This window comes from Synechococcus sp. R6-5 (assembly GCF_047461775.1).
Taxonomy (GTDB): Bacteria; Cyanobacteriota; Cyanobacteriia; order Thermostichales; family Thermostichaceae; genus Thermostichus.
This window is the reverse complement of record NZ_JANSHV010000034.1, coordinates 1-4042: the sequence shown is the minus strand read 5'-3', so window position 1 is coordinate 4042 and position 4042 is coordinate 1. Positions and strand designations below refer to the sequence as shown.

At 65.4% G+C, this 4042-nt stretch carries 4 protein-coding genes; all 4 read right to left on the bottom strand.

The genetic code is table 11. The features are described 5' to 3' along the window. Positions 1–97: 97 nt before the first annotated feature. Positions 98–1492 carry a DNA repair protein RadA gene (radA, locus tag NW818_RS01945; RefSeq protein ID WP_414351899.1) on the bottom strand — a complete coding sequence of 465 codons (1395 nt, stop codon included), beginning with the start codon at positions 1490–1492 and terminating at the stop codon, positions 98–100. A 12-nt stretch (positions 1493–1504) separates the two neighbouring features. Then, the gene (aroC, locus tag NW818_RS01940; protein WP_414351901.1) at positions 1505–2641 is read right to left on the bottom strand and encodes a chorismate synthase; all 1137 of its coding nucleotides are present in this window, start codon (positions 2639–2641) and stop codon (positions 1505–1507) included. A 53-nt stretch (positions 2642–2694) separates the two neighbouring features. Beyond that, positions 2695–3459: a pantothenate kinase gene (locus NW818_RS01935; protein ID WP_414351903.1), complete on the bottom strand. Its 765-nt coding sequence runs from the start codon at positions 3457–3459 to the stop codon at positions 2695–2697. Continuing rightward, on the bottom strand, positions 3449–4042 hold a 594-nt coding region (locus NW818_RS01930), incomplete at its 5' end, for an AMMECR1 domain-containing protein (protein ID WP_414423695.1). The genes NW818_RS01935 and NW818_RS01930, both read right to left, overlap by 11 nt.

Genomic DNA, 4042 nt, shown 5'->3' with positions numbered 1-4042 from the left:
GTCCAATCGCGTTAGCGGGACGGAGTCCTTGCTTGGCCTTTGGAGATAGGCGCAGCAGAGCCCAGCAGCCGGCGACGGGTGGAAGGCAAGGGGATGTTCACTCTGCGCTCTGGGAACCGGGCACAGCCACCAGCAGGGCTTCCAACACCCGCTGCACCCGACTCAGGCGCAGGCCGTGATCCGACAACACAGGGCTGTTGGGGATGATGGCGTGGCGAAACCCCAGTTTGCTGGCTTCTTTCAAGCGCTGCTCCAACTGGGCCACCGGGCGCACCTGCCCCCCCAGTCCCACCTCGCCAATCAGGACTGTAAAAGGATCCACTTGGCGATCCCGGAAGCTGGCGGCCACGGCCACTGCTACCCCCAAGTCGGCAGCTGGCTCGGCTACCTGAATGCCGCCGGCAGAGGCGATGTAAGCATCGTATTTGGAAAGCGGGATCCCCACCCGTTTTTCCAGCACAGCCAAGATCTGCAAAAAGCGGTTGATTTCAATGCCGGTGGAGGTGCGGCGGGGGGAGCTGTAGCTGGTGGGGCTGACCAGGGCCTGCACTTCCACCACCAGAGGACGGGTGCCCTCACAGGCGACGATGGTGGCCGTTCCGGGCATGGCCTGATCCCGGCTGCTCAAGAAAAGCTGCGAGGGGTTCTCCACCTCCACCAAGCCGGATGCGGCCATCTCGAAAACCCCAATTTCCTGAGCGGCCCCAAAGCGATTTTTGACGGCGCGCAATAGGCGGTGGCTTTGGAAGCGATCCCCCTCAAAGTACAAGACCGTGTCCACCAAATGCTCCAGCACCTTCGGCCCGGCCAGGGATCCATCTTTGGTAACATGGCCCACAATGAGCAGAGCCACCCCCAGTTTTTTGGCCAGCCGCATTAACAGGCCGGTGCATTCCCGCACCTGGGAAACGGATCCCGGCGCCGAGGTGAGTTGCCCCCAGAAGATGGCTTGAATGCTGTCGATCACCGCCACCTGCGGTTGCAGAGCCTGGATCTCCGCCACGATGGCCTCCAGGTCGGTCTCGGCCAAGAGGTAGAGCTGCTCGCTTTCCACCCCCAGCCGCTCGGCGCGTAGCTTGATCTGCTGGGCTGATTCTTCCCCCGACACGTATAAGATGGGCCCGCTCTTGGCCAGGTGGGCAGCGCTCTGCAGCAGCAGGGTGCTCTTGCCAATGCCCGGATCCCCGCCAATCAACACCAGGGATCCCGGCACAATGCCACCTCCCAACACCCGGTCAAACTCGCCATAGCCGGAGGAGAGGCGAGGGTGGCGATCTGAGGAGACCTGGGAGAGGGGGAGGGCCGACCGGGGGATCCCATTGGCGCGGTTGGACCTAGGAGCGAGGGCTTGGGCCCGTGGGGACTTGGCCGCTGGGGCGACGACCACTTCCGTCAGGGTGTTCCAGGCGCCGCAATGGTCGCAGCGGCCCAAAAACTTGGCATAGCGCTCGCCGCACTGGCTGCACTCCCAGACGGTTTTGGCCTTGGCCATAGCCGGGGACTCCTAGGCCTGGGGAGCAGCGGCGACAGGGAGGGGCACCTCCGGCAAGACCAGGGATCCGCACTGGGCGTGGTGGCGCAGCAGATGGTCGCAGAGGACCAGGGCCACCATCGCCTCCACCATCGGCACTGCCCGCGGCAAGACACAGGGATCGTGGCGTCCCCGCGCCGCCAAAACCGTCTCTTGCCCATTGAGGGTGACGGTGTTTTGAGGCTGGCGAATGGTGGCAGTGGGCTTAAAGGCTACCCGCAGGACGATGTCTTCGCCGTTGCTGATGCCCCCCTGGATGCCGCCGGAGCGGTTGCTGCGGGTGCGCCAGCCGCCGGGGGTCATGTAAAACTCGTCGTTGTGCTGCTTGCCCGTCAGGTAGGTGCCGGCAAACCCAGAGCCAATCTCAAACCCCTTGCTGGCCGGCAGGGACATCACCGCCTTGGCCAAGTCGGCCTCCAGCTTGTCGAACACCGGGGATCCCAGCCCGCGCGGCACCCGGCGGGCTACACACTCCACCACTCCCCCCAGCGAATCCCCTTCCCGCGCCGCCTCCTCAATTTTTTGGATCATGGCCGCCGCCGCCTGGGGATCGGGGCAGCGGACGATGTTGGCCTCCACCTGCTCTGCAGTTACCGAGCTGGGATCCACCTGGGCTTCCACGTCTTTTACCCGCTGCACGTAGGCCAGGATCTCCACCCCTGCCGCTAGGCGCAGGATCTTCTTGGCAATGGCCCCGGCAGCCACCCGGCCAATGGTTTCTCGCGCTGAGGCCCGTCCGCCCCCCTGCCAGTTGCGGATGCCGTACTTGGCCTGGTAGGTGGCATCGGCATGGGAAGGGCGGAAGGTGGTGGCCATCTCCTGGTAGTCCTGGGGGCGGGCATCCTGGTTGCGCACCAGGATGTGGATGGGGGTGCCCAGCGTAAAGCCCTGAAAAACCCCGGAGAGGATCTGGCAGCGATCCGCTTCCTGGCGGGGCGTCGTGATGGGGCTCTGGCCAGGACGCCGCCGATCCAGCTCTGCCTGAATGTCGGCCTCGCTCAAGGGCAGCCGCGGCGGGCAGCCATCCACCACCACCCCCACCGCCCCCCCGTGGGACTCGCCATAGGTGGTCACGCAAAACAGGACACCGAAGGAGTTGCCGTTGGCCATGGGATCCCCAAGCAAGAAGCCGTTACTCGCAGGCGGCTGGGAGAGACTGTTTTCTATTCTGCACTAGGGGAGTGGCGGGCAGTGCGGTGCAGCTGGCGGCAGCCGGCAATTCCCCGCAACACCAGGTGGGGATCCCAGCGCAGCTCTGGGTCAAGCGGGCCCAAGTGAGGGTGGAGCCACTTCCCATCCCCGCCGGTCAGCAGCAGGGGGCCTTGGGGAAAGCGGCGACGCCAGTCGGCAATGAACTCGCGCAAGCCAGCCAAGAGGGTGTGGAGGATGCCGCTGCAGATGGCAGCCACGGTGTCGTTGGCCCAGCGAGGGGGCAAGGGATCCTGCGGATCCCACTGCACTTTGGGCAGCAGGGCTGTGTGATCAGCCAACGCCTGCGCCTGCAACCCCAGGCCGGGCAAGATGGCCCCTCCCACCAGGGATCCTTCAGAGTCAGCTCCTGTGAGGGTCAGGGCAGTACCCGCGTCGATGACCAAACAGGGCCAGCCGTAGTGGATCCCAGCAGCCCACAGGGCCAAAGCCCGATCCAGCCCCAACCCCGGGTAGGGATCCCGCAGCGGCACCTGCGACAGCTCCAACTGATGCACCCAGGGCGATGCTGGCGGCAGGGGGGCAGAGCCCACAGGAGCCAGCCACAGCTCTGTCTGCTGCGGCCAGGACAAGGGCTGGTGAGCAGGAAACCGCTCCACCTTCACCAGGGTCTCCTCCACAAACCAACCCCAGCGCACGTGAGTGTTGCCCAGCACGGCTGCCAGCCACTCACGACAACAGTGCGAAGCGTTGAGATCTGCCCCCTCCTCAAAACTCATGCAACAGCTCTGCCTCCACGCGAAACAGCTCCACCGGCTGGTCGGCAGGGATCCCGGCCAACCTCTTAGCGGTAGCAAGCTGCCATTCTGTCGTCAAAGCCTCTCCCGGCAGCAACACCGCTCCCCGGGTTCCAGAGCGGACAAATAGGCCCATGCGGGTGGGATCCACCTGCTCCACAGCGGCAAAAGGACTCCGTCCCGCCGACGCAATGGGCACCACCCGCCGCACAATGGCTACCTGAATGGAGGCCGACTCCAGCTCCCCGGGTTGCAGAGGTACGTAGCGCCAATCGCGGGTGACTGCCCCCACCGCCGCCCGGATGGTGGCCCTGACCAGGTCCTCGCCGCTGGGATCCAAGCTGCCCCAGCAGCCACGGGGCCGACCCTCTGTACTCACCGTTACAAAAACCCCCGCAGAGCGCCGCCAGTGGGGCGGGATCTCCTCTGGAGGTGGCAGCACCTGGCCGGTGGCGAAGTAGTAGGCAATGGCCTGACGCGCCAGCGCCGGCAGGGTGTCAGGGAGAGGTTGTCGCCGGCTGGGAGAGGGGATCCCTGCTGATCGCGTTAGCGGGACGGAGTCCTT